Below are 21,021 nucleotides of genomic sequence, written 5' to 3'. Positions count from 1 at the left end.
TTCATTTTATAAAATATAAAGTATGGCTTTTAGAAAAGATACTAAGATAAAGAGTAATTTCTCAAAGATTACGATCGGACTGGCTTCTCCTGAAGAGATTTTGGAAAACTCTTTCGGTGAAGTATTGAAACCGGAAACTATCAACTACCGTACTTATAAACCGGAACGTGATGGTTTGTTCTGTGAACGAATCTTCGGTCCGGTAAAGGACTACGAATGTCATTGTGGTAAATACAAGCGCATTCGTTATAAAGGAATTGTGTGCGACCGATGTGGTGTAGAAGTAACAGAAAAGAAAGTTCGTCGTGAACGTAGCGGTCACATTCAGCTGGTTGTACCTGTTGCACATATCTGGTATTTCCGTTCTTTGCCTAATAAAATCGGCTATTTGTTAGGATTGCCTACAAAAAAGCTTGATGCTATTATTTACTATGAACGTTATGTAGTTATTCAGCCGGGTATAAAAGCAGAAGACGGTATCAGCCAATATGATTTGCTGTCTGAAGAAGAATATCTTGATATTATGGATAGTCTTCCAAAAGAAAACCAATATCTGGAAGACAGTGATCCAAATAAGTTCATTGCGAAGATGGGTGCTGAAGCAATTTATGACTTACTCGTTCGTCTGGACTTAGATGCTCTTTCTTATGAATTACGTCATAAAGCTAATAATGATTCTTCTCAGCAGCGTAAGAATGAAGCTTTGAAGCGCTTGCAGGTTGTAGAATCTTTCCGTGCTTCACGTGGCCGTAATAAACCTGAATGGATGATTGTACGTATTGTTCCGGTTATTCCACCAGAATTACGTCCGTTGGTTCCATTGGATGGAGGTCGTTTTGCAACTTCTGACTTGAATGATTTGTATCGTCGTGTTATTATTCGTAATAACCGTTTGAAACGTCTGATTGAAATCAAGGCTCCGGAAGTGATCTTACGTAATGAAAAGCGTATGTTGCAGGAAGCTGTTGACGCACTGTTTGACAACTCTCGTAAGTCAAGCGCAGTGAAGACTGATGCCAACCGTCCTTTGAAGTCACTTTCAGATAGCTTAAAAGGTAAGCAAGGACGTTTCCGCCAGAATTTGCTGGGTAAACGTGTTGACTATTCTGCACGTTCAGTAATTGTCGTAGGTCCGGAACTGAAGATGGGTGAATGTGGTATTCCTAAATTGATGGCTGCCGAACTTTACAAACCATTTATCATTCGCAAATTGATAGAACGTGGTATTGTTAAGACTGTCAAGTCTGCAAAGAAAATTGTAGATCGTAAGGAGCCAGTTATTTGGGATATCTTGGAGCATGTAATGAAAGGACATCCTGTATTGCTGAACCGTGCGCCGACTTTGCACCGCTTGGGTATTCAGGCATTCCAGCCTAAGATGATTGAAGGTAAGGCTATTCAGTTGCACCCGTTGGCATGTACTGCGTTCAATGCCGACTTTGATGGTGACCAGATGGCGGTACATTTGCCTTTGAGTAATGAAGCTGTTCTTGAAGCTCAGATGTTGATGCTTCAATCACATAATATATTGAACCCTGCCAATGGTGCTCCTATCACAGTGCCGGCACAGGATATGGTTCTTGGTTTGTATTACATTACCAAGTTGCGTAAAGGTGCTAAGGGTGAGGGATTGATTTTCTACGGACCAGAAGAAGCATTGATTGCTTACAATGAAGGAAAAGTAGATATTCACGCTATCATCAGTGTTGTAACTAACGACCTTGATGAAAATGGTAATATTGTCAAGAAGATGATTAAAGAAACTTCTGTAGGACGTATTATCGTTAATGAGTTGGTTCCAGATGAATGCGGTTACTTGAATACTATTATTTCTAAGAAATCATTGCGTGATATCATCAGCGATGTTATTAAGACAGTCGGTGTTGCCCGTGCTTGTGAATTCTTGGATGGTATTAAGAACTTAGGTTATAAGAAAGCTTTCGAAGGTGGTTTGTCATTCAACTTGGGTGATATCATTATCCCGAAAGAAAAGGAAGAGCTGGTTAAACGTGGTAACGAAGAGGTTGAGCAAATTATGATGAACTATAACATGGGTTTCATCACTGACAACGAACGTTACAATCAGGTTATTGATACTTGGACACACGTTAACAGCGACTTGTCTGATATCTTGTATAAGACTATTAAGAATGACGATCAAGGATTCAACTCTGTATTTATGATGTTGGATTCTGGAGCCCGTGGTTCTAAGGAACAGATCCGTCAGTTGTCTGGTATGCGTGGTTTGATGGCTAAACCTCAGAAAGCAGGTGCTGAAGGTGCTCAGATTATTGAAAACCCGATTCTTTCTAACTTTAAGGAAGGTTTGTCAGTGTTGGAGTACTTTATTTCTACTCACGGTGCTCGTAAGGGTCTTGCCGATACTGCATTGAAAACTGCCGATGCCGGATATTTGACTCGTCGTTTGGTTGACGTTTCTCACGACGTGATCATTAATGAAGAAGACTGTGGAACATTGCGTGGTCTGGTTTGTACAGCATTGAAGAATAACGATGAAGTTATTGCAACATTGTATGAACGTATTTTGGGACGTGTTTCTGTACACGATGTAATACATCCTACAACTGGTAAGCTGATAGTAGCTGCTGGTGAAGAAATTACAGAATCAATTGCACAGGAAATCGAAGATTCTCCGATTGAAAGCGTTGAAATCCGTTCTGTATTGACTTGTGAGTCGAAGAAGGGTGTATGTGCTAAGTGTTATGGACGTAACCTTGCTACCAGCCGTATGGTTCAGAAAGGTGAGGCTGTTGGTGTTATCGCTGCTCAGTCAATCGGTGAACCGGGTACTCAGTTGACATTGCGTACGTTCCACGCCGGAGGTATCGCCGGTAACATGGCTGCAAATGCAAGTATTGTTGCGAAGAACGATGCACGTCTTGAGTTTGAAGAATTGCGTACAGTAGACGCTGTTGAAGAAACAGGTGAAGCAGTTAAAATCGTTGTTGGTCGTTTGGCTGAAGTTCGTTTCGTGGATGTTAATACAGGTATTATCCTGTCAACACATAACGTTCCTTATGGTTCTAAACTGTATGCATCAGATGGTGAAGTCGTTGAGAAAGGTAAGCTGATTGCTAAGTGGGACCCGTTCAATGCCGTTATTGTTACAGAAGCTGCAGGTAAGATTGATTTTGAATCTGTAATTGAGAATGTAACATATAAGGTAGAATCGGATGAAGCTACAGGTTTGCGTGAAATCATCATTACAGAATCTAAAGATAAGACAAAGATCCCGTCATTGCATATTTTGGATGAAAATGGTGGTATCATTCGTACATATAACTTGCCGGTAGGTGGTCACGTCGTTGTTGAAGACAAGCAGGTGGTTAAGGCCGGTGATATTTTGGTTAAGATTCCACGTGCGGTTGGTAAGGCAGGTGATATCACCGGTGGTCTTCCACGTGTAACCGAATTGTTCGAAGCACGTAATCCGTCTAATCCTGCTGTTGTTTCAGAAATCGATGGAGAGGTTACGATGGGTAAGATTAAACGTGGTAACCGTGAAATTATCGTTACATCTAAGACTGGCGATGTGAAGAAGTACCTTGTGGCTCTGTCAAAGCAAATTCTTGTTCAGGAAAACGACTATGTACGTGCCGGAACTCCGTTGTCAGATGGTGCTATCACTCCTGCTGACATCTTGGCTATTAAAGGTCCTACAGCAGTACAGGAGTACATCGTGAACGAAATTCAGGATGTATACCGTCTGCAGGGTGTTAAGATTAACGATAAGCACTTTGAAATTATCGTTCGCCAGATGATGCGTAAAGTTCAGATTGATGAGCCGGGAGATACTCGCTTCTTGGAACAGCAGGTTGTAGACCGTTTGGAATTTAACGAGGAAAACGACCGTATCTGGGGTAAGAAAGTTGTTGTTGATGCTGGTGATTCTCAGAACTTGCAGCCGGGACAGATTGTTACAGCTCGTAAGTTGCGTGATGAAAACAGTATGCTGAAGCGCCGTGACTTAAAACCAGTAGAAGTACGCGATGCTGTTCCTGCTACATCAACTCAGATTTTGCAAGGTATTACACGTGCTGCATTGCAAACATCAAGCTTTATGTCGGCTGCATCATTCCAGGAAACTACTAAAGTTTTGAACGAAGCAGCAATTAACGGTAAAGTTGATAAACTGGAAGGTATGAAGGAAAACGTTATCTGCGGTCACCTGATACCTGCCGGAACTGGTCAGCGTGAATACGAAAAGATTATTGTTGGCTCAAAAGAAGAGTATGACAGAATTTTGGCAAATCGTAAGAACGTGCTTGATTATAGTGAAGTAGAATAATACTTTAATCTTATACATATAAGGAGCTGTGTCATGAAGAATGGCACAGCTCCTTTTGTATTTATATCAATCATAAATCAAAAATCTCAACTTATATTTTCCCTTTAATAGCTTCGTTGAATTTGCCAAAAAGTGAAATTGGCTATTGAAATTTTTACTTAACTGTTCGGATGATTCAACTTTTTCCCTACATTTGTGGCGTTAATATAAAAATTGAAATGTAAAAACTAAGTTATTATGGAAAACGAAAACAAAAATAACCAGCTTCAGATAGAGCTGAAAGAAGAAGTAGCTCAAGGAACTTATGCTAATCTTGCTATAATTACTCATTCTACTTCTGAGTTTATTGTAGATTTTGTTCGTATTATGCCGGGCTTGCCAAAGGCTGGAGTACAATCGCGTATTGTGATGACTCCTGAACATGCAAAACGATTGATGTATGCATTGCAGGATAATGTTGCAAAGTACGAGCATAATTTTGGTCCAATACGTATGCCGGAAGAACAGGGAAACGGTAGTAAAACCTTTGTTCCTCCATTGAGTGATTTTAAGGGAGAAGCTTAAAAAAATATAAAAACATAGCTTTATAGCCCATTTCCCGACTTTTTTCGGGAAATGGGCTTTTTTTATTTTAAAACAGTTTGTCTATTAAAAAGTTATTTGTAATTTTGCAGCCCGAAATGTATAGTTTCGACTAGGATTGGAAAAACAATAAACAATATATATAATAATTAAAATCAAAACAAAATGCCTACTATTCAACAGTTAGTAAGAAAAGGAAGAACGGTTTTGGTTGAGAAGAGTAAATCACCTGCATTGGACTCATGCCCTCAGAGACGTGGTGTTTGTGTACGTGTTTATACTACAACTCCGAAAAAGCCGAACTCAGCAATGCGTAAAGTTGCTCGTGTGCGTTTGACAAACTCTAAGGAAGTGAACTCTTACATTCCGGGAGAAGGACATAACTTGCAGGAACACTCAATCGTATTGGTTCGTGGTGGTCGTGTGAAAGACCTTCCAGGTGTACGTTATCATATTGTTCGTGGAACATTGGATACAGCAGGTGTTGCTGGTCGTACACAGAGACGTTCTAAATATGGTGCTAAGCGCCCGAAACCAGGACAGGCTCCAGCAGGAAAGGGTAAGAAATAATTCGTAGCTGAGTACAATCCTTAGTAAAAAACTTTATTAATTCGTTTTGGTTTGTTGGAAAAGCTTTAAGGTTGAGTAAATGCTTCAGAGGAGGCGTTGAAGAAAACAGAGATGCAGCCCCAAACTAAACATTATTATCAAACAAAATGAGAAAAGCAAAACCAAAAAAACGTGTGATCCTTCCGGATCCAGTATTTAATGATCAGAAGGTTTCTAAATTCGTAAACCATCTGATGTATGATGGAAAGAAGAATACTTCTTACGAAATCTTCTACAATGCATTGAAGACAGTTGAGACAAAACTCCCAGGTGAAGAAACTTCAGCTTTGGAAGTTTGGAAAAAAGCTCTAGATAATGTAACTCCGCAGCTGGAAGTTAAGTCTCGCCGTATTGGTGGTGCAACTTTCCAGGTTCCTACAGAAATTCGTCCTGACCGTAAAGAGTCAATCTCTATGAAGAATTTGATTGCTTTTGCCCGTAAACGTGGTGGCAAATCAATGGCTGATAAATTGGCAGCTGAAATTCTTGATGCATATAACGAGCAGGGTGGTGCTTTCAAACGTAAAGAAGATATGCACCGTATGGCTGAAGCTAACCGTGCTTTTGCTCACTTCAGATTCTAAATCAAGTATTAATTTTAACTAGGAAATAAAATGGCTAAACATGATTTGCATTTGACCCGTAACATCGGTATCATGGCGCACATCGATGCTGGTAAGACAACTACTTCTGAACGTATCTTGTTTTACACTGGTCTGACTCACAAAATTGGTGAGGTGCACGATGGTGCTGCTACTATGGACTGGATGGAGCAGGAGCAGGAACGTGGTATCACTATTACTTCAGCTGCTACCACTACTTACTGGAACTATGCAGGTAATAAGTATAAAATTAACTTGATTGACACTCCGGGACACGTAGACTTTACTGCTGAGGTTGAACGTTCATTGCGTGTATTGGATGGCGCTGTTGCTGCATATTGTGCAGTTGGTGGTGTTGAACCGCAGTCTGAAACTGTATGGCGTCAGGCTGATAAGTATAATGTTCCTCGTATCGGTTACGTTAATAAAATGGACCGTTCTGGTGCAGACTTCTTTGAAGTTGTACGTCAGATGAAGGATGTTTTAGGTGCTAATCCATGTCCGGTAGTTATCCCTATTGGTTCTGAAGAAAACTTTAAGGGTGTAGTTGACTTGGTTAAGATGAAAGCTATCTTGTGGCACGATGAAACAATGGGTGCTGATTATGATGTAGAAGAAATTCCTGCAAACTTGGTTGATGAAGCACAGGAATGGAGAGACAAGATGCTTGAAAAGGTTGCTGAGTTCGACGAAGCTTTGATGGAAAAGTATTTTGATGATCCTTCTACTATTACAGAGGAAGAAATCATGCGTGCATTGCGTGCCGGAACATTGAAGATGGAAATCGTTCCAATGCTGTGTGGCTCTTCATTCAAGAATAAGGGTGTACAGACTTTGCTGGATTATGTATGTGCTTTCTTGCCTTCTCCATTGGATACTCCAAATATTATTGGTACTAACCCATCTACTGGAGCTGAAGAAGATCGTAAGCCAGATGAAGATGAAAAGACTTCTGCTTTGGCGTTCAAGATTGCTACTGACCCATATGTAGGTCGTCTGACTTTCTTCCGTGTATATTCTGGTAAGGTTGAAGCAGGTTCTTATATCTTCAACTCTCGTTCAGGAAAGAAAGAACGCGTTTCACGTTTGTTCCAGATGCACTCAAATAAACAGAATCCTGTTGAAGTAATTAGTGCTGGTGATATTGGTGCTGGTGTAGGTTTCAAGGATATTCGTACTGGTGATACATTGTGTGATGAAACAGCTCCGATCGTTCTTGAATCTATGGACTTCCCAGAACCTGTAATCGGTATCGCAGTAGAGCCTAAGACTCAGAAAGACTTGGATAAATTGTCTAACGGTTTGGCTAAGTTGGCTGAAGAAGACCCGACATTTACAGTAAAAACTGATGAACAGACAGGTCAGACAGTTATCTCTGGTATGGGTGAGCTTCACTTGGATATCATTATCGATCGTTTGAAACGTGAATTCAAAGTAGAATGTAACCAGGGTCGTCCTCAGGTTAACTACAAGGAAGCTATTACTAAGACTGTTGAATTGCGTGAAGTTTATAAGAAGCAGTCTGGTGGTCGTGGTAAGTTTGCTGATATCATTGTGACAATCGGTCCGGTTGATGAAGACTTCAAACAAGGTGGATTGCAATTTATCGATGAAGTTAAAGGTGGTAATGTGCCTAAGGAATTTATCCCTTCTGTACAGAAAGGTTTCCAGACTGCTATGAAGAATGGTGTGTTGGCAGGATTCCCTCTTGACTCATTGAAGGTTGTATTGAAAGATGGTTCATTCCACCCGGTTGACTCTGACCAGTTGTCTTTCGAAATCTGTGCTATTCAGGCTTATAAGAATGCTTGCGCTAAGGCAGGTCCTGTATTAATGGAACCTATCATGAAGTTGGAAGTTGTTACTCCTGAAGAAAACATGGGTGACGTTATCGGTGACTTGAATAAGCGTCGTGGTCAGGTTGAAGGAATGGAAACTAGCCGTTCTGGTGCTCGTATCGTGAAGGCTATGGTTCCGCTGGCAGAAATGTTTGGTTACGTAACAGCTTTGCGTACTATCACTTCTGGTCGTGCAACTTCTTCAATGACTTATGATCACCATGCTCAGGTATCAAGCTCTATCGCTAAGACTGTATTGGAAGAAGTTAAAGGTCGCGTAGATTTGGTATAATCAGAAATAACTTGAAGCTGATGAGGGCTAGCGAATGACTCTTAGCCCTCATGCTTCACCTTAAAAATAATAATTAATTAACTATTACTAATGAGTCAGAAAATTAGAATTAAACTGAAATCTTACGATCACAATTTGGTAGACAAGTCTGCTGAGAAGATTGTGAGAACTGTGAAGGCTACAGGCGCTATTGTTAGCGGTCCTATTCCATTGCCAACTCACAAACGTGTGTTTACTGTAAACCGTTCAACTTTTGTTAATAAAAAGTCTCGTGAACAGTTTGAATTGTCTTCTTATAAAAGACTGATCGACATCTATAGCTCAACTGCTAAGACAGTAGATGCTTTGATGAAATTGGAATTACCAAGTGGAGTAGAAGTAGAAATTAAAGTTTAATAAATTTAAAAATTAACTGAAATGCCAGGATTATTAGGAAAGAAAATCGGAATGACATCCGTTTTCAGTGCTGATGGTAAAAATGTACCATGCACTGTTATCGAAGCTGGTCCTTGTGTAGTTACTCAGATTAAGAGTGTAGAAAAAGATGGCTATGCAGCTGTTCAGGTAGGTTTCCAAGACAAGAAGGAAAAGCATACTACAAAACCGTTGATGGGTCACTTTAAGAAAGCTGGAGTAACTCCAAAGAGACACTTGGCCGAGTTCAAAGATTTCTCAGAAGAATTGAATTTAGGTGATACTATCACTGTAGAATTGTTTAACGATGCTAGCTATGTAGACGTAATCGGTACTTCTAAAGGTAAAGGTTTCCAGGGTGTTGTTAAACGTCACGGATTTGGTGGTGTAGGTCAGACTACTCACGGTCAGCACAACCGTGCTCGTAAGCCGGGTTCTATCGGTGCTTGTTCTTACCCTGCAAAAGTATTCAAAGGAATGCGCATGGGTGGTCAAATGGGTGGTGACAGAGTAACTACTCACAACTTACAGGTATTAAAGGTAATTCCTGAACACAACTTGCTTTTGATCAAAGGTTCTGTTCCGGGTTGCAAAGGTTCAATCGTAATAATTGAGAAATAATGGAAGTTAACGTATTAAATATTAAGGGTGAAGATACCGGAAGAAAGGTTGCTTTGAATGAAGCTATCTTCGGAATCACTCCGAATGATCACGCTATCTATCTGGACGTAAAACAGTACATGGCTAATCAGCGCCAGGGAACTCATAAGTCTAAAGAAAGAAGCGAAATCAGTGGTTCTACTCGTAAATTAGGTCGTCAGAAAGGTGGAGGTGGTGCACGTCGTGGTGATATCAACTCTCCATTGTTGGTTGGTGGTGCTCGTGTATTTGGTCCAAAGCCACGTGATTATTGGTTCAAATTGAACAAGAAAGTAAAGACTTTGGCTCGTAAGTCTGCTTTGGCATATAAGGCTCAGGCTAACAATATCGTAGTAGTAGAAGACTTCACTTTTGAAGCTCCTAAGACTAAAGAATTCGTAAATGTTGTGAATAATCTTAAAGTAGCTGGTAAAAAGCTGCTTATGGTTTTGCCGGAAGCAAATAAAAACGTATATTTGTCTGCTCGTAACTTAGAGCGTACAAATCTTGCAATTGCTTCTGCGCTGAATACTTACTCAGTATTGAACGCAGAAACTCTTGTTGTTACAGAGAGCGCATTGAAAGCTATCGAGGAAACCTTAGTTAAATAATTAAAGGAGGCTGAAGTAATATGGGAATGATTATTAAACCGTTGGTTACAGAAAAAATGACGGCAATATCTGAAAAGTTCAACCGCTTTGGATTTATTGTTCGTCCTGAAGCTAACAAATTAGAAATTAAGAGCGAAATCGAGGCTTTGTATAACGTAACTGTTGTTGATGTGAATACTATCCGTTACGCAGGAAAGAACAAGAGCCGTTATACTAAATCAGGTCTTATCAATGGACGTACTAATGCTTATAAAAAAGCTATCGTTACATTGAAAGAAGGTGATACTATTGATTTTTATAGCAATATTTAAATAAAAGATGGCAGTACGTAAATTTAAGCCCACAACACCGGGGCAGAGACACAAAATTATTGGTACTTTTGAAGAAATTACTGCATCGGTACCAGAAAAATCTCTTGTATATGGAAAGCGTTCTACTGGTGGTCGTAACCATGTAGGTAAAATGACAATGCGCTATATCGGTGGCGGTCATAAGAGAAAATTCCGTATTATTGATTTCAAGAGAAATAAAGACGGTGTTCCAGCAGTTGTTAAAACAATTGAATACGATCCGAACCGTTCAGCTCGTATCGCGTTGTTGTTTTATGCTGATGGTGAAAAAAGATATATTATTGCTCCTAATGGATTGCAAGTTGGTAGCACTTTGATGTCTGGAGCGAATGCGGCGCCTGAGATTGGTAACGCACTTCCTCTTGAAAACATCCCTGTCGGTACTGTAATTCATAACATTGAGTTGCGTCCGGGTCAAGGTGCTGCATTGGTAAGATCGGCTGGTAATTTTGCTCAGTTGACTTCTCGTGAAGGTAAATACTGTGTAATCAAGTTGCCTTCAGGTGAAGTAAGACAAATCTTAAGTGCTTGTAAAGCTACAGTTGGTAGTGTTGGTAATTCAGACCATGCTTTGGAAGCTTCAGGTAAGGCTGGACGTTCTCGTTGGTTGGGTCGTCGTCCTCACAACCGTGGTGTTGTTATGAACCCAGTTGATCACCCGATGGGTGGTGGTGAAGGACGTCAGTCAGGAGGTCACCCAAGATCACGTACAGGCTTGTATGCTAAGGGCTTGAAGACAAGAGCACCTAAGAAACAGTCTTCTAAGTATATTATTGAAAGAAGAAAATAATAACAACTGATTAATTGAGTATTTATGAGTCGTTCATTAAAAAAAGGTCCATATATTAATGTAAAACTGGAAAACAAAGTGCTCGCTATGAATGAAAGCGGCAAGAAGTCAGTTGTTAAAACATGGGCTAGAGCTTCAATGATTTCGCCTGATTTTGTAGGGCATACAATTGCAGTTCATAACGGAAACAAATTTATTCCTGTTTACGTTACTGAAAACATGGTTGGTCATAAGTTGGGAGAGTTTGCTCCAACTCGTACTTTCCGTGGTCATGCAGGTAACAAGAAAAAATAACAGGACACACTTATTGAAATAATAAAGTAATAAATAATGGGAGCAAGAAAAAAAATATCGGCTGAAAAAAGAAAAGAAGCCCTTAAGACCATGTATTTTGCAAAATTGCAAAATGTGCCTACTTCTCCGCGTAAAATGCGTCTCGTTGCTGATATGATTCGCGGTATGGAGGTTAATAGAGCACTTGGTGTATTGAAGTTTTCTTCTAAGGAAGCTTCTGCAAGAGTGGAAAAACTGTTGCGCTCTGCTATTGCTAACTGGGAACAGAAAAACGAACGCAAAGCTGAAGATGGTGAACTTTTTGTAACTAAGATTTTTGTTGACGGAGGAGCTACTCTGAAAAGAATGAGACCGGCTCCACAGGGTAGAGGTTACAGAATTCGTAAACGTTCAAACCATGTAACTTTGTTCGTTGATTCTAAAAATACTAATGATAAAAATTAAGAGTAGATGGGACAGAAAGTTAATCCGATAAGTAACCGTTTAGGAATTATCAGAGGATGGGATTCTAATTGGTACGGTGGCAAGAATTATGGTGATGCTTTATTGGAAGATAGCAAAATTCGTAAATATCTGAATGCCAGACTTGCAAAAGCCAGCGTTTCAAGAATCGTAATTGAACGTACTCTGAAGTTGGTGACAATTACTGTATGTACTGCTCGCCCAGGTATTATCATTGGTAAAGGTGGTCAGGAAGTTGATAAGTTGAAAGAAGAGTTGAAGAAGATCACCGATAAGGATATCCAGATTAATATCTTCGAAGTGAAGAAACCCGAACTCGACGCTGTGATTGTTGCTAATAATATCGCTCGCCAGGTTGAAGGTAAGATTGCTTACCGCCGCGCTATTAAAATGGCTATTGCCAATACAATGCGTATGGGAGCTGAAGGTATCAAGGTACTGATTTCAGGTCGTTTGAATGGTGCTGAAATGGCACGTTCTGAAATGTATAAGGAAGGTCGTACTCCGTTGCATACTTTCCGTGCAGATATTGACTATTGTCATGCTGAAGCTTTGACAAAAGTTGGTTTGCTGGGTATCAAAGTATGGATTTGCCGTGGTGAAGTTTATGGTAAACGTGAGTTAGCTCCTAACTTCACTCAGAGCAAGGAAAACAACCGTGGTGGAAACGGTAATAATGGAGGAAAGAACTTCCGTAGAAAGAAAAACAACAATCGCTAACGAATTTGAATTTTAGGAATTATGTTACAACCGAAAAAGACAAAATTCAGAAGACAGCAGAAAGGTAGCGCTAAAGGTAATGCCCAGAGAGGACACCAGTTGGCTTTCGGTACATTTGGTATCAAGTCATTACAGACTAAGTGGATTACTGGACGTCAGATTGAAGCAGCTCGTATTGCTGTAACAAGATATATGCAGCGTCAGGGTCAGATTTGGATCCGTATTTTCCCGGACAAACCTATTACTCGTAAACCTGCTGATGTACGTATGGGTAAAGGTAAAGGTTCTCCCGAAGGATTTGTAGCTCCTGTAACTCCGGGTCGTATTTTGATCGAAGTAGAAGGAGTTTCTTTTGATGTAGCTAAAGAAGCTTTGCGCCTTGCAGCACAGAAACTTCCTGTTACAACTAAGTTTATTGTTAGACGTGATTACGACGCAAGTCAAAATGCTTAATTGATATGAAGATTGCAGAAATTAGAGAAATAGCTACCAACGAATTGGCAGAAAGAATTCAGACTGAAGTTGCCAATTACAATCAAATGGTTTTAAATCATTCGATCTCTCCGCTGGAAAATCCTGCACAGATTAAGAAATTACGCAGAACAATTGCGCGTATGAAAGCAGAATTGCGTCAGAGAGAACTTAACAAATAATAATGGTCCTCATGGAAGCTAGAAATTTAAGAAAAGAAAGAACTGGTGTTGTAGTTAGCAATAAAATGGATAAGACCATTACTGTTGCTGCTAAGTTTAAGGAAAAACACCCTATTTATGGTAAATTCGTTTCTAAAACGAAGAAATTCCATGCTCATGACGAAAAGAATGAATGCCAAATCGGAGATACTGTTCGTATTATGGAAACTCGTCCTTTGAGCAAAACTAAGAGATGGAGATTGATTGAAATTATCGAAAGAGCTAAGTAATTATGATACAAGCAGAATCCAGACTTACAGTATGTGACAACAGTGGTGCTAAAGAAGCTCTTTGTATCCGCGTATTAGGCGGTACAAAGAGACGTTATGCCTCTGTTGGGGATGTTATTGTAGTTTCAATAAAGAGTGTTATCCCCTCAAGTGATATTAAAAAAGGTGCAGTATCTAAGGCCTTGATCGTACGTACAAAGAAAGAAATTCGTCGTGCTGACGGTTCTTATATTCGTTTTGATGACAATGCTTGCGTATTGCTGAATAACGCAGGTGAAATTAGAGGAAGTCGTATTTTTGGCCCGGTTGCGAGAGAATTGCGTAATGCAAATATGAAAGTTGTTTCACTTGCACCTGAAGTACTTTAATTTTGTAAAAGATTTAAGTAATGAGTAAATTACATATTAAAAAAGGCGATACAGTTTACGTAAACTCTGGTGAAGACAAGGGTAAAACTGGCCGCGTGTTGAAAGTTCTTGTTAAAGAAGGACGTGCACTGGTTGAAGGTATCAACATGGTATCAAAGAGCACTAAACCTAATGCAAAGAATCCTCAGGGTGGTATTGTGAAGCAGGAAGCACCTATTCACATCTCTAACCTGAATCCGGTTGATCCTAAGACAGGTAAACCGACACGTGTTGGTAGAAGAGAAAGTTCTGATGGAAGAACATTTGTTCGTTATGCTAAAAAATCAGGAGAGGAGATTAAATAATGAGTAATACTGCTAGCCTTAAGAAAGAATATGCAGAGCGCATTGCTCCTGCGTTGAAGAATCAGTTCCAGTATACTTCATCTATGCAGATTCCTAAGCTGAAGAAGATTGTTATCAGTCAGGGTTTGGGTATGGCTGTAGCTGATAAGAAAATTATCGATGTTGCTATCAATGAACTGACAGCAATTACCGGTCAGAAAGCTGTTGCAACTGTTTCTCGTAAAGATATCGCAAACTTTAAGTTGCGTAAAAAAATGCCTATCGGTGTAATGGTAACTTTACGTCGTGAAAGAATGTATGAATTCCTTGAAAAGCTTGTTCGTGTAGCTTTGCCACGTATCCGTGACTTCAAAGGTATCGAAAGCAAGTTGGACGGAAGAGGTAATTATACTTTGGGTATTCAGGAACAAATCATTTTCCCTGAAATAAATATCGATAGTATTACTAAAATTCTCGGAATGAATATTACCTTTGTAACCTCTGCTCAAACAGACGAAGAAGGTTATGCTTTGTTGAAGGAATTCGGTTTACCGTTTAAAAACGCTAAAAAAGATTGATAAGATATGGCAAAAGAATCAATGAAGGCTCGTGAAGTAAGAAGAGCCAAACTGGTAGCCAAATATGCTGAGAAACGTGCTGCGTTGAAGAAGATTGTTAATACTGGTGATCCTGCTGAAGCTTTTGAAGCTGCACAGAAATTGCAGGCACTGCCTAAGAATTCCAATCCTATTCGCTTGCACAACCGTTGTAAACTGACTGGTCGTCCTAAAGGATATATGCGTCAGTTCGGTATTTCACGTATTCAGTTCCGTGAAATGGCATCAAACGGTTTAATCCCGGGCGTTAAGAAAGCAAGCTGGTAAATTTTTTTATTATTAAATATTGTCAGGGTAGTCCTGATTAATTTAACAATTTATTTTTATGACAGATCCAATCGCAGATTATCTCACAAGATTGAGAAATGCAATTAGTGCTAAGCACAGAGTTGTAGAAGTACCTGCTTCAAACTTGAAAAAAGAAATTACTAAGATTCTGTTTGACAAAGGTTACATTCTGAACTACAAATTTGTAAAAGATGGTCCTCAAGGAACTATCAAGGTTGCTTTGAAGTATGATGCTGTTAACAAAGTTAACGCTATCAAAAAACTTGAAAGAGTATCTACTCCGGGTATGCGTAAGTATACCGGCTACAAAGACATGCCGAGAGTTATTAATGGATTAGGTATTGCTATTATATCTACTTCCAAAGGTGTGATGACAGACAAGGAAGCTGCTGCATTGAAAATCGGTGGTGAAGTTCTTTGTTATGTATATTAATGTAGGAGGATATAAACTATGTCAAGAATAGGTAAATTGCCCGTTAGTATTCCTGCTGGAGTAACAGTTACTCTGAAGGATAACGTAGTAAACGTTAAAGGTCCGAAAGGTGAGTTGAGTCAGTTTGTAAATCCTGCTATTGAAGTAGAAATTGCAGACGGTCACGTGGTGTTGAAAGAAAATGAAAACGCTATGCTTGATAACCTCAAACAGCGTCATGCGTTCCATGGTTTGTATCGTGCTTTGATACATAACATGGTTGTTGGTGTTTCTGAAGGTTATAAGAAGGAGTTGGAACTTGTCGGTGTTGGTTACCGTGCATCAAACAATGGTAATATCATTGATTTCGCTTTAGGTTATACTCATAACATCTTTATGCAGTTGCCTCCTGAAATCAAGGTTGAAACTAAATCTGAAAGAAATAAGAACCCTCTTATTATATTGGAATCTTGTGACAAACAGTTGCTCGGTCAGGTTTGTTCAAAAATACGCTCTTTCCGTAAGCCTGAACCTTATAAAGGAAAAGGTATTAAGTTTGTTGGTGAAGAAATTCGTAGAAAGTCTGGTAAGTCAGCTGGTGCTAAGTAATTCACATAAAATCGTACAATTATGACAACAAAAATAGAAAGACGAATCAAGATCAAATATAGAGTACGCAACAAGATTTCAGGTACAGCTGAACGTCCGCGTATGAGTGTGTTTAGAAGTAACAAGCAGATATATGTCCAAGTTATCGACGATTTGAGCGGTAGAACATTGGCTGCTGCTTCTTCTTTGGGTATGGAACCAATGCCAAAGAAAGAACAAGCTGCTAAAGTTGGTGAACTGATCGCTAAGAAAGCTCAAGAAGCTGGTATTACGACTGTCGTATTCGACCGTAATGGTTACTTGTATCATGGGAGAGTAAAAGAAGTAGCTGATGCTGCTCGTAACGGTGGACTTAAATTTTAATGAATTATGGCAGTTAATAATAGAGTTAAGATCACTAACGATATAGAATTAAAAGATAGACTGGTTGCAATCAACCGCGTTACTAAAGTTACAAAAGGTGGTAGAACTTTCAGCTTCTCTGCTATTGTTGTAGTTGGTAATGAAGATGGAATTATCGGTTGGGGCCTTGGAAAAGCTGGTGAAGTTACAGCAGCAATTGCAAAAGGTGTAGAAGCCGCAAAGAAAAATCTGACTCGTGTTCCTGTATTAAAAGGAACTGTTCCTCACGAACAGTCTGCTAAATTTGGCGGTGCAGAAGTTTTTATTAAGCCTGCATCAACCGGTACAGGAGTTGTAGCTGGTGGCGCAATGCGTGCTGTTTTGGAAAGTGTTGGTGTAACAGACGTTTTGGCTAAATCAAAAGGTTCTTCTAACCCACACAACCTAGTTAAAGCTACAATCTTGGCTTTGAGCGAAATGAGAGATGCTCGCATGGTAGCCCAAAACAGAGGTGTAAGTATGGAAAAAGTATTTAGAGGATAAGGAGGATAAACATGTCAACTATTAAGATTAAACAAATAAAGAGTAGAATTGGTGCTCCTGCAGATCAGAAAAAAACATTGGATGCACTGGGACTTCGTAAATTGAATCGTGTGGTTGAACACGAAGAAACTCCTTCAATTCTGGGTATGATTGAAAAGGTAAAACACCTGGTTGCAATCGTTAAGTAATATATTGTTAATAATAAAGGATTTTACAATATGAATTTAAATAATTTACGTCCAGCAGAAGGTTCTGTCAAAACTAGAAAGAGAATTGGTCGTGGTGCTGGTTCTGGTTTGGGAGGTACTTCAACAAGAGGACATAAAGGAGCAAAATCAAGATCTGGTTATTCTAAGAAGATCGGTTTTGAAGGTGGTCAGATGCCTCTTCAGCGTCGTGTTCCGAAATTTGGTTTTAAGAATATTAACCGTGTAGAATATAAAGCTATTAACCTTGATACTATTCAGAAATTGGCTGAAGCTAAGAACCTGTCTAAAGTTAGTGTTAATGACTTGATTGAAGCTGGTTTTATTTCTTCTAATCAGTTAGTGAAAGTTCTTGGTAACGGTAGTTTAACTACTAAACTCGATGTAGAAGCAAATGCTTTCTCTAAGAGTGCAGTAGCTGCAATCGAAGCCGTTGGTGGTAATGCAGTAAAACTCTGATTCAATGAGAAAATCTATTGAAACATTAAAGAACATATGGAATATTGAGGATCTGAGACAGCGGATCCTCATTACTATATTGTTTGTTGCAATCTACAGATTCGGTTCGTATGTGGTTCTTCCAGGTATCAACCCTGATATGCTGTCAAAGTTGCATGAACAAACGAGTGAAGGTCTTCTTGCTTTGTTGAACATGTTCTCTGGTGGAGCTTTCTCCAATGCTTCAATTTTTGCATTGGGAATCATGCCGTATATCTCTGCATCCATCGTGATTCAGTTGTTGGCGATTGCAGTTCCTTACTTCCAGAAATTACAGCGCGAGGGTGAAAGTGGACGTCGTAAAATCAATCAGTATACTCGTATCCTGACTATTTTTATTTTGATATTCCAAGCACCTTCTTATTTGATCAACTTGAAAATGCAGGCAGGTCCGGCTCTTAATGCTTCATTAGATTGGACTTTCTTTATTATTACTTCTACCATCATTTTGGCTGCTGGAAGTATGTTTATCTTGTGGCTTGGAGAAAGAATTACAGACAAGGGTATTGGTAATGGTATTTCTTTGATCATTATGATTGGTATCATTGCTCGTCTTCCTCAAGCTTTTTCAGGTGAATTTGTTTCCCGTCTTGCTTCACCGGGTGCTGGTGGTATCATCATGTTCCTGTTGGAAATTGTTATGTTGATATTAGTTATAGCTGCTGCTATACTTTTGGTACAAGGTGTTCGCAAAGTGCCCGTACAATATGCTAAACGTATTGTAGGAAATAAACAATATGGTGGTGCTAGACAGTATATTCCTTTGAAGGTAAATGCTGCAAATGTAATGCCGATCATCTTTGCTCAGGCAATCATGTTTATCCCTATTACAATTGTTGGATTCTCAAATGTAGCTTCTGCAAGTGGTATTGCTCGTGCTTTTGTAGACCATACTAGTTTCTGGTATAATTTGGTATTTGCAATTTTGATTATTGTATTTACCTGGTTCTATACTGCAATTACGATTAATCCGACTCAGATGGCTGAGGATATGAAGAGAAATAACGGCTTTATTCCAGGTATCAAACCGGGAAAGAGTACTGCAGATTATATTGACACCATAATGTCTCGTATTACATTGCCTGGATCTCTTTTCTTAGCTATCGTTGCTATATTGCCAGCTTTTGCAGGGGTATTTGGAGTTCAAGCTGAATTTGCACAGTTCTTTGGTGGAACTTCTTTGTTGATTCTTGTGGGTGTTGTTCTTGACACTCTTCAGCAGGTAGAAAGTCATTTGTTAATGCGTCATTACGATGGCTTGCTTAGCTCAGGAAGAATTAAAGGACGTTCTGGAAATGTTGCTGCTTATTAAATAAAGTCAGAATGATATTTCTTAAGACAGATGATGAGATAGAGTTGCTTCGTCAGAGTAATCTCCTTGTGGGGAGGACTCTGGCTGAAGTGGCAAAATTGATAAAGCCTGGAGTGACAACAAAACAACTTGATAAAGTTGCGGAAGAATTTATTAGAGATCATGGGGCAATTCCCACTTTTAAAGGTTTCCCTAATCCATATGGACCTCCATTTCCTGGTACATTATGTACTTCCGTTAATGAACAAGTTGTGCATGGTATTCCTAATGATATTCCTTTAAAAGAAGGTGATATTGTTTCTGTCGACTGTGGAACTTATATGAACGGCTATTGTGGAGATTCTGCTTATACTTTTTGTGTAGGAGAAGTTGATTCCGAAATTGTAGCCCTTTTGAAAACTACAAAAGAGGCTTTGTATAAGGGGATTGAAAATGCTGTTCATGGAAAGCGTTTAGGTGATATTGGATATGCAATTCAGCAACATTGTGAAGCCCAATCGTATGAAGTAGTTCGTGAGTTCGTAGGTCATGGGATAGGTAAGGAGATGCATGAACAACCTCAAGTTCCTAATTATGGCAAAAGAGGCACAGGAACCTTGTTAAAAAAAGGAATGTGTATTGCTATTGAGCCCATGATAACTCAGGGAAGTCGTCAGATTGTAATGGAAAGTGATCGTTGGACTATCAGAACAAGAGATCGTAAATGTGCTGCTCATTTTGAGCACACTGTTGCGATAGGCTTGGATAAAGCAGATATTTTATCATCGTTTGAATTTATAGAGCAAGTTTTAGGAGATAAAGCAATTTAATATGGCAAAGCAATCCGCAATTGAACAAGATGGAGTGATCGTTGAAGCATTGTCAAATGCAATGTTTCGTGTTGAGCTGGAAAACGGACATGAGATTACTGCTCATATTTCCGGCAAAATGAGAATGCATTACATTAAAATATTACCGGGGGATAAGGTAAGGGTAGAGATGTCACCCTATGATTTGTCCAAAGGAAGAATCGTTTTTAGATATAAATAAAAGAAAATAAGATATGAAAGTAAGAGCATCATTAAAGAAACGTACGCCGGAATGTAAGATCGTAAGACGTAATGGCCGTTTGTATGTTATTAACAAGAAAAATCCTAAGTATAAACAACGTCAAGGATAATTTATTATTTTTGCAAAAAAAATAATTTAGTATATGGCTATAAGAATAGTTGGTGTAGATTTGCCTCAGAATAAGAGAGGTGAGATTGCGTTGACATACGTATATGGTATCGGACGCAGTAGTTCAGCAAAGATTTTGGACAAGGCAGGTGTTGATCGTGACCTGAAGGTTAAGGATTGGACTGATGATCAGGCTGCTAAGATTCGTGAAATTATCGGTGCTGAATATAAAGTAGAAGGTGATCTTCGTTCAGAAATCCAGTTGAACATTAAGCGATTAATGGATATTGGTTGCTATCGTGGTGTTCGTCACCGTTTAGGTCTGCCCGTAAGAGGTCAGAGCACAAAGAATAATGCTCGTACACGTAAGGGAAGAAAGAAAACTGTTGCAAATAAGAAAAAAGCTACTAAATAATAATTGTTAATATGGCAAAAAAAACAGTCGCAGCTAAAAAAAGAAATGTGAAAGTTGATGCTAATGGACAGTTGCATGTACATTCATCATTCAACAACATTATCGTTTCTTTGGCAAACAGCGAAGGTCAGATTATTTCTTGGTCTTCTGCAGGTAAGATGGGATTTAGAGGTTCTAAGAAGAATACTCCTTATGCAGCACAGATGGCTGCTCAAGATTGCGCTAAAGTAGCGTACGATCTTGGCCTGAGAAAGGTAAAAGCTTACGTTAAGGGTCCTGGAAACGGACGTGAGTCTGCTATCAGAACTGTACATGGAGCTGGAATTGAAGTTACTGAAATTATCGACGTAACTCCATTGCCTCACAACGGTTGTCGTCCTCCTAAGAGAAGAAGAGTATAATAAAGATAACCTATTTAGATGTAACTTGATTTTGTTAAATAATGGATTGCAATTCCTTTCTGTAATCGCGGCTGCAACAAATTAAGTTCATTAAT

Annotated in this window: 32 protein-coding genes; all 32 read left to right on the top strand. The window is 39.3% G+C overall.

Annotated elements, in window-relative coordinates:
• Positions 1 to 22 precede the first annotated feature (22 nt).
• The 32 genes from rpoC to rpsK all read left to right on the top strand — a co-directional run bounded on the left by rpoC (position 23) and on the right by rpsK (position 20,926).
• Positions 23 to 4,309 carry a DNA-directed RNA polymerase subunit beta' gene (gene rpoC / locus ACDG22_RS01765; protein WP_177593148.1) on the top strand — a complete coding sequence of 1,429 codons (4,287 nt, stop codon included), beginning with the start codon at positions 23 to 25 and terminating at the stop codon, positions 4,307 to 4,309.
• Between the two features lie 237 nt (positions 4,310 to 4,546).
• Positions 4,547 to 4,873 carry a DUF3467 domain-containing protein gene (locus ACDG22_RS01760; protein ID WP_007567334.1) on the top strand — a complete coding sequence of 109 codons (327 nt, stop codon included), beginning with the start codon at positions 4,547 to 4,549 and terminating at the stop codon, positions 4,871 to 4,873.
• Positions 4,874 to 5,056: 183 nt separating this feature from the next.
• Positions 5,057 to 5,461: a 30S ribosomal protein S12 gene (rpsL, locus tag ACDG22_RS01755; RefSeq protein ID WP_007567337.1), complete on the top strand. Its 405-nt coding sequence runs from the start codon at positions 5,057 to 5,059 to the stop codon at positions 5,459 to 5,461.
• 146 nt (positions 5,462 to 5,607) lie between these two features.
• Positions 5,608 to 6,084, top strand: coding sequence for a 30S ribosomal protein S7 (gene rpsG, locus ACDG22_RS01750; protein ID WP_007559393.1), 477 nt, complete (start codon positions 5,608 to 5,610; stop codon positions 6,082 to 6,084).
• Positions 6,085 to 6,114: 30 nt separating this feature from the next.
• Positions 6,115 to 8,232, top strand: coding sequence for an elongation factor G (fusA, locus tag ACDG22_RS01745; protein ID WP_007567341.1), 2,118 nt, complete (start codon positions 6,115 to 6,117; stop codon positions 8,230 to 8,232).
• A gap of 90 nt (positions 8,233 to 8,322) precedes the next feature.
• Positions 8,323 to 8,628, top strand: coding sequence for a 30S ribosomal protein S10 (rpsJ, locus tag ACDG22_RS01740; protein ID WP_007567343.1), 306 nt, complete (start codon positions 8,323 to 8,325; stop codon positions 8,626 to 8,628).
• A 21-nt stretch (positions 8,629 to 8,649) separates the two neighbouring features.
• The gene (gene rplC / locus ACDG22_RS01735; RefSeq protein ID WP_007567344.1) at positions 8,650 to 9,267 is read left to right on the top strand and encodes a 50S ribosomal protein L3; all 618 of its coding nucleotides are present in this window, start codon (positions 8,650 to 8,652) and stop codon (positions 9,265 to 9,267) included.
• On the top strand, positions 9,267 to 9,896 hold the full coding sequence (gene rplD / locus ACDG22_RS01730; protein WP_007567346.1) for a 50S ribosomal protein L4: 630 nt from the start codon (positions 9,267 to 9,269) through the stop codon (positions 9,894 to 9,896). Before rplC ends, rplD begins: the two co-directional genes overlap by 1 nt.
• A 20-nt stretch (positions 9,897 to 9,916) precedes the next feature.
• Positions 9,917 to 10,207 (top strand): 50S ribosomal protein L23, encoded by a 291-nt coding sequence (gene rplW / locus ACDG22_RS01725; RefSeq protein ID WP_007567348.1) that lies wholly within the window; start codon positions 9,917 to 9,919, stop codon positions 10,205 to 10,207.
• A gap of 7 nt (positions 10,208 to 10,214) precedes the next feature.
• Positions 10,215 to 11,036: a 50S ribosomal protein L2 gene (gene rplB, locus ACDG22_RS01720; protein WP_007567350.1), complete on the top strand. Its 822-nt coding sequence runs from the start codon at positions 10,215 to 10,217 to the stop codon at positions 11,034 to 11,036.
• Positions 11,037 to 11,060: 24 nt separating this feature from the next.
• Entirely contained in the window at positions 11,061 to 11,330 is a 270-nt protein-coding gene (gene rpsS / locus ACDG22_RS01715; RefSeq protein ID WP_007559385.1) for a 30S ribosomal protein S19, read from the top strand.
• Positions 11,331 to 11,366: 36 nt separating this feature from the next.
• Positions 11,367 to 11,774 carry a 50S ribosomal protein L22 gene (gene rplV, locus ACDG22_RS01710; protein WP_007567352.1) on the top strand — a complete coding sequence of 136 codons (408 nt, stop codon included), beginning with the start codon at positions 11,367 to 11,369 and terminating at the stop codon, positions 11,772 to 11,774.
• 6 nt (positions 11,775 to 11,780) lie between these two features.
• Complete coding sequence (gene rpsC / locus ACDG22_RS01705) at positions 11,781 to 12,512, top strand: 30S ribosomal protein S3 (RefSeq protein ID WP_007567354.1); 732 nt, start codon at positions 11,781 to 11,783, stop codon at positions 12,510 to 12,512.
• 21 nt (positions 12,513 to 12,533) lie between these two features.
• Positions 12,534 to 12,965 carry a 50S ribosomal protein L16 gene (gene rplP, locus ACDG22_RS01700; protein ID WP_007567356.1) on the top strand — a complete coding sequence of 144 codons (432 nt, stop codon included), beginning with the start codon at positions 12,534 to 12,536 and terminating at the stop codon, positions 12,963 to 12,965.
• 5 nt (positions 12,966 to 12,970) lie between these two features.
• A complete protein-coding gene (gene rpmC / locus ACDG22_RS01695; RefSeq protein WP_007559379.1) occupies positions 12,971 to 13,165 on the top strand; it encodes a 50S ribosomal protein L29 in 195 nt (64 codons plus the stop codon).
• Positions 13,166 to 13,176: 11 nt separating this feature from the next.
• Entirely contained in the window at positions 13,177 to 13,434 is a 258-nt protein-coding gene (gene rpsQ, locus ACDG22_RS01690; protein ID WP_040311885.1) for a 30S ribosomal protein S17, read from the top strand.
• 2 nt (positions 13,435 to 13,436) lie between these two features.
• On the top strand, positions 13,437 to 13,802 hold the full coding sequence (rplN, locus tag ACDG22_RS01685; protein ID WP_007559377.1) for a 50S ribosomal protein L14: 366 nt from the start codon (positions 13,437 to 13,439) through the stop codon (positions 13,800 to 13,802).
• A 20-nt stretch (positions 13,803 to 13,822) separates the two neighbouring features.
• Positions 13,823 to 14,146 carry a 50S ribosomal protein L24 gene (gene rplX / locus ACDG22_RS01680; protein ID WP_007559376.1) on the top strand — a complete coding sequence of 108 codons (324 nt, stop codon included), beginning with the start codon at positions 13,823 to 13,825 and terminating at the stop codon, positions 14,144 to 14,146.
• The gene (gene rplE, locus ACDG22_RS01675; RefSeq protein WP_007567360.1) at positions 14,146 to 14,703 is read left to right on the top strand and encodes a 50S ribosomal protein L5; all 558 of its coding nucleotides are present in this window, start codon (positions 14,146 to 14,148) and stop codon (positions 14,701 to 14,703) included. The genes rplX and rplE overlap by 1 nt, the downstream gene beginning before the upstream one ends.
• 6 nt (positions 14,704 to 14,709) lie before the next feature.
• Positions 14,710 to 15,009: a 30S ribosomal protein S14 gene (gene rpsN / locus ACDG22_RS01670; RefSeq protein ID WP_007567362.1), complete on the top strand. Its 300-nt coding sequence runs from the start codon at positions 14,710 to 14,712 to the stop codon at positions 15,007 to 15,009.
• Between the two features lie 58 nt (positions 15,010 to 15,067).
• A complete protein-coding gene (gene rpsH / locus ACDG22_RS01665) occupies positions 15,068 to 15,463 on the top strand; it encodes a 30S ribosomal protein S8 (RefSeq protein WP_007567365.1) in 396 nt (131 codons plus the stop codon).
• Between the two features lie 18 nt (positions 15,464 to 15,481).
• Entirely contained in the window at positions 15,482 to 16,051 is a 570-nt protein-coding gene (gene rplF / locus ACDG22_RS01660) for a 50S ribosomal protein L6 (protein ID WP_007567367.1), read from the top strand.
• Between the two features lie 21 nt (positions 16,052 to 16,072).
• The gene (rplR, locus tag ACDG22_RS01655) at positions 16,073 to 16,414 is read left to right on the top strand and encodes a 50S ribosomal protein L18 (RefSeq protein ID WP_007567369.1); all 342 of its coding nucleotides are present in this window, start codon (positions 16,073 to 16,075) and stop codon (positions 16,412 to 16,414) included.
• Positions 16,415 to 16,420: 6 nt separating this feature from the next.
• A complete protein-coding gene (gene rpsE, locus ACDG22_RS01650; protein ID WP_007567371.1) occupies positions 16,421 to 16,936 on the top strand; it encodes a 30S ribosomal protein S5 in 516 nt (171 codons plus the stop codon).
• A gap of 11 nt (positions 16,937 to 16,947) precedes the next feature.
• The gene (rpmD, locus tag ACDG22_RS01645) at positions 16,948 to 17,124 is read left to right on the top strand and encodes a 50S ribosomal protein L30 (RefSeq protein ID WP_007567373.1); all 177 of its coding nucleotides are present in this window, start codon (positions 16,948 to 16,950) and stop codon (positions 17,122 to 17,124) included.
• A gap of 30 nt (positions 17,125 to 17,154) precedes the next feature.
• Positions 17,155 to 17,601: a 50S ribosomal protein L15 gene (gene rplO, locus ACDG22_RS01640; RefSeq protein ID WP_007567375.1), complete on the top strand. Its 447-nt coding sequence runs from the start codon at positions 17,155 to 17,157 to the stop codon at positions 17,599 to 17,601.
• Between the two features lie 4 nt (positions 17,602 to 17,605).
• The gene (secY, locus tag ACDG22_RS01635; RefSeq protein ID WP_007567376.1) at positions 17,606 to 18,952 is read left to right on the top strand and encodes a preprotein translocase subunit SecY; all 1,347 of its coding nucleotides are present in this window, start codon (positions 17,606 to 17,608) and stop codon (positions 18,950 to 18,952) included.
• 11 nt (positions 18,953 to 18,963) lie between these two features.
• Positions 18,964 to 19,761, top strand: a complete 798-nt coding sequence (gene map, locus ACDG22_RS01630) for a type I methionyl aminopeptidase (protein WP_007567379.1) — start codon at positions 18,964 to 18,966, stop codon at positions 19,759 to 19,761.
• A gap of 1 nt (position 19,762) precedes the next feature.
• Entirely contained in the window at positions 19,763 to 19,981 is a 219-nt protein-coding gene (gene infA, locus ACDG22_RS01625) for a translation initiation factor IF-1 (RefSeq protein ID WP_002558052.1), read from the top strand.
• Positions 19,982 to 19,994: 13 nt separating this feature from the next.
• Positions 19,995 to 20,111, top strand: a complete 117-nt coding sequence (ykgO, locus tag ACDG22_RS01620; RefSeq protein ID WP_002558051.1) for a type B 50S ribosomal protein L36 — start codon at positions 19,995 to 19,997, stop codon at positions 20,109 to 20,111.
• Positions 20,112 to 20,144: 33 nt separating this feature from the next.
• A complete protein-coding gene (rpsM, locus tag ACDG22_RS01615) occupies positions 20,145 to 20,525 on the top strand; it encodes a 30S ribosomal protein S13 (protein WP_007559362.1) in 381 nt (126 codons plus the stop codon).
• An 11-nt stretch (positions 20,526 to 20,536) separates the two neighbouring features.
• On the top strand, positions 20,537 to 20,926 hold the full coding sequence (rpsK, locus tag ACDG22_RS01610; protein WP_007567382.1) for a 30S ribosomal protein S11: 390 nt from the start codon (positions 20,537 to 20,539) through the stop codon (positions 20,924 to 20,926).
• Positions 20,927 to 21,021: the final 95 nt, after the last annotated feature.

The organism is Phocaeicola coprocola (genome assembly GCF_041333015.1).
GTDB classification, from domain to species: domain Bacteria; phylum Bacteroidota; class Bacteroidia; order Bacteroidales; family Bacteroidaceae; genus Phocaeicola; species Phocaeicola coprocola.
Note: the sequence above shows the minus strand (reverse complement) of the source record. Positions and strands in the feature narration are given on the sequence as shown.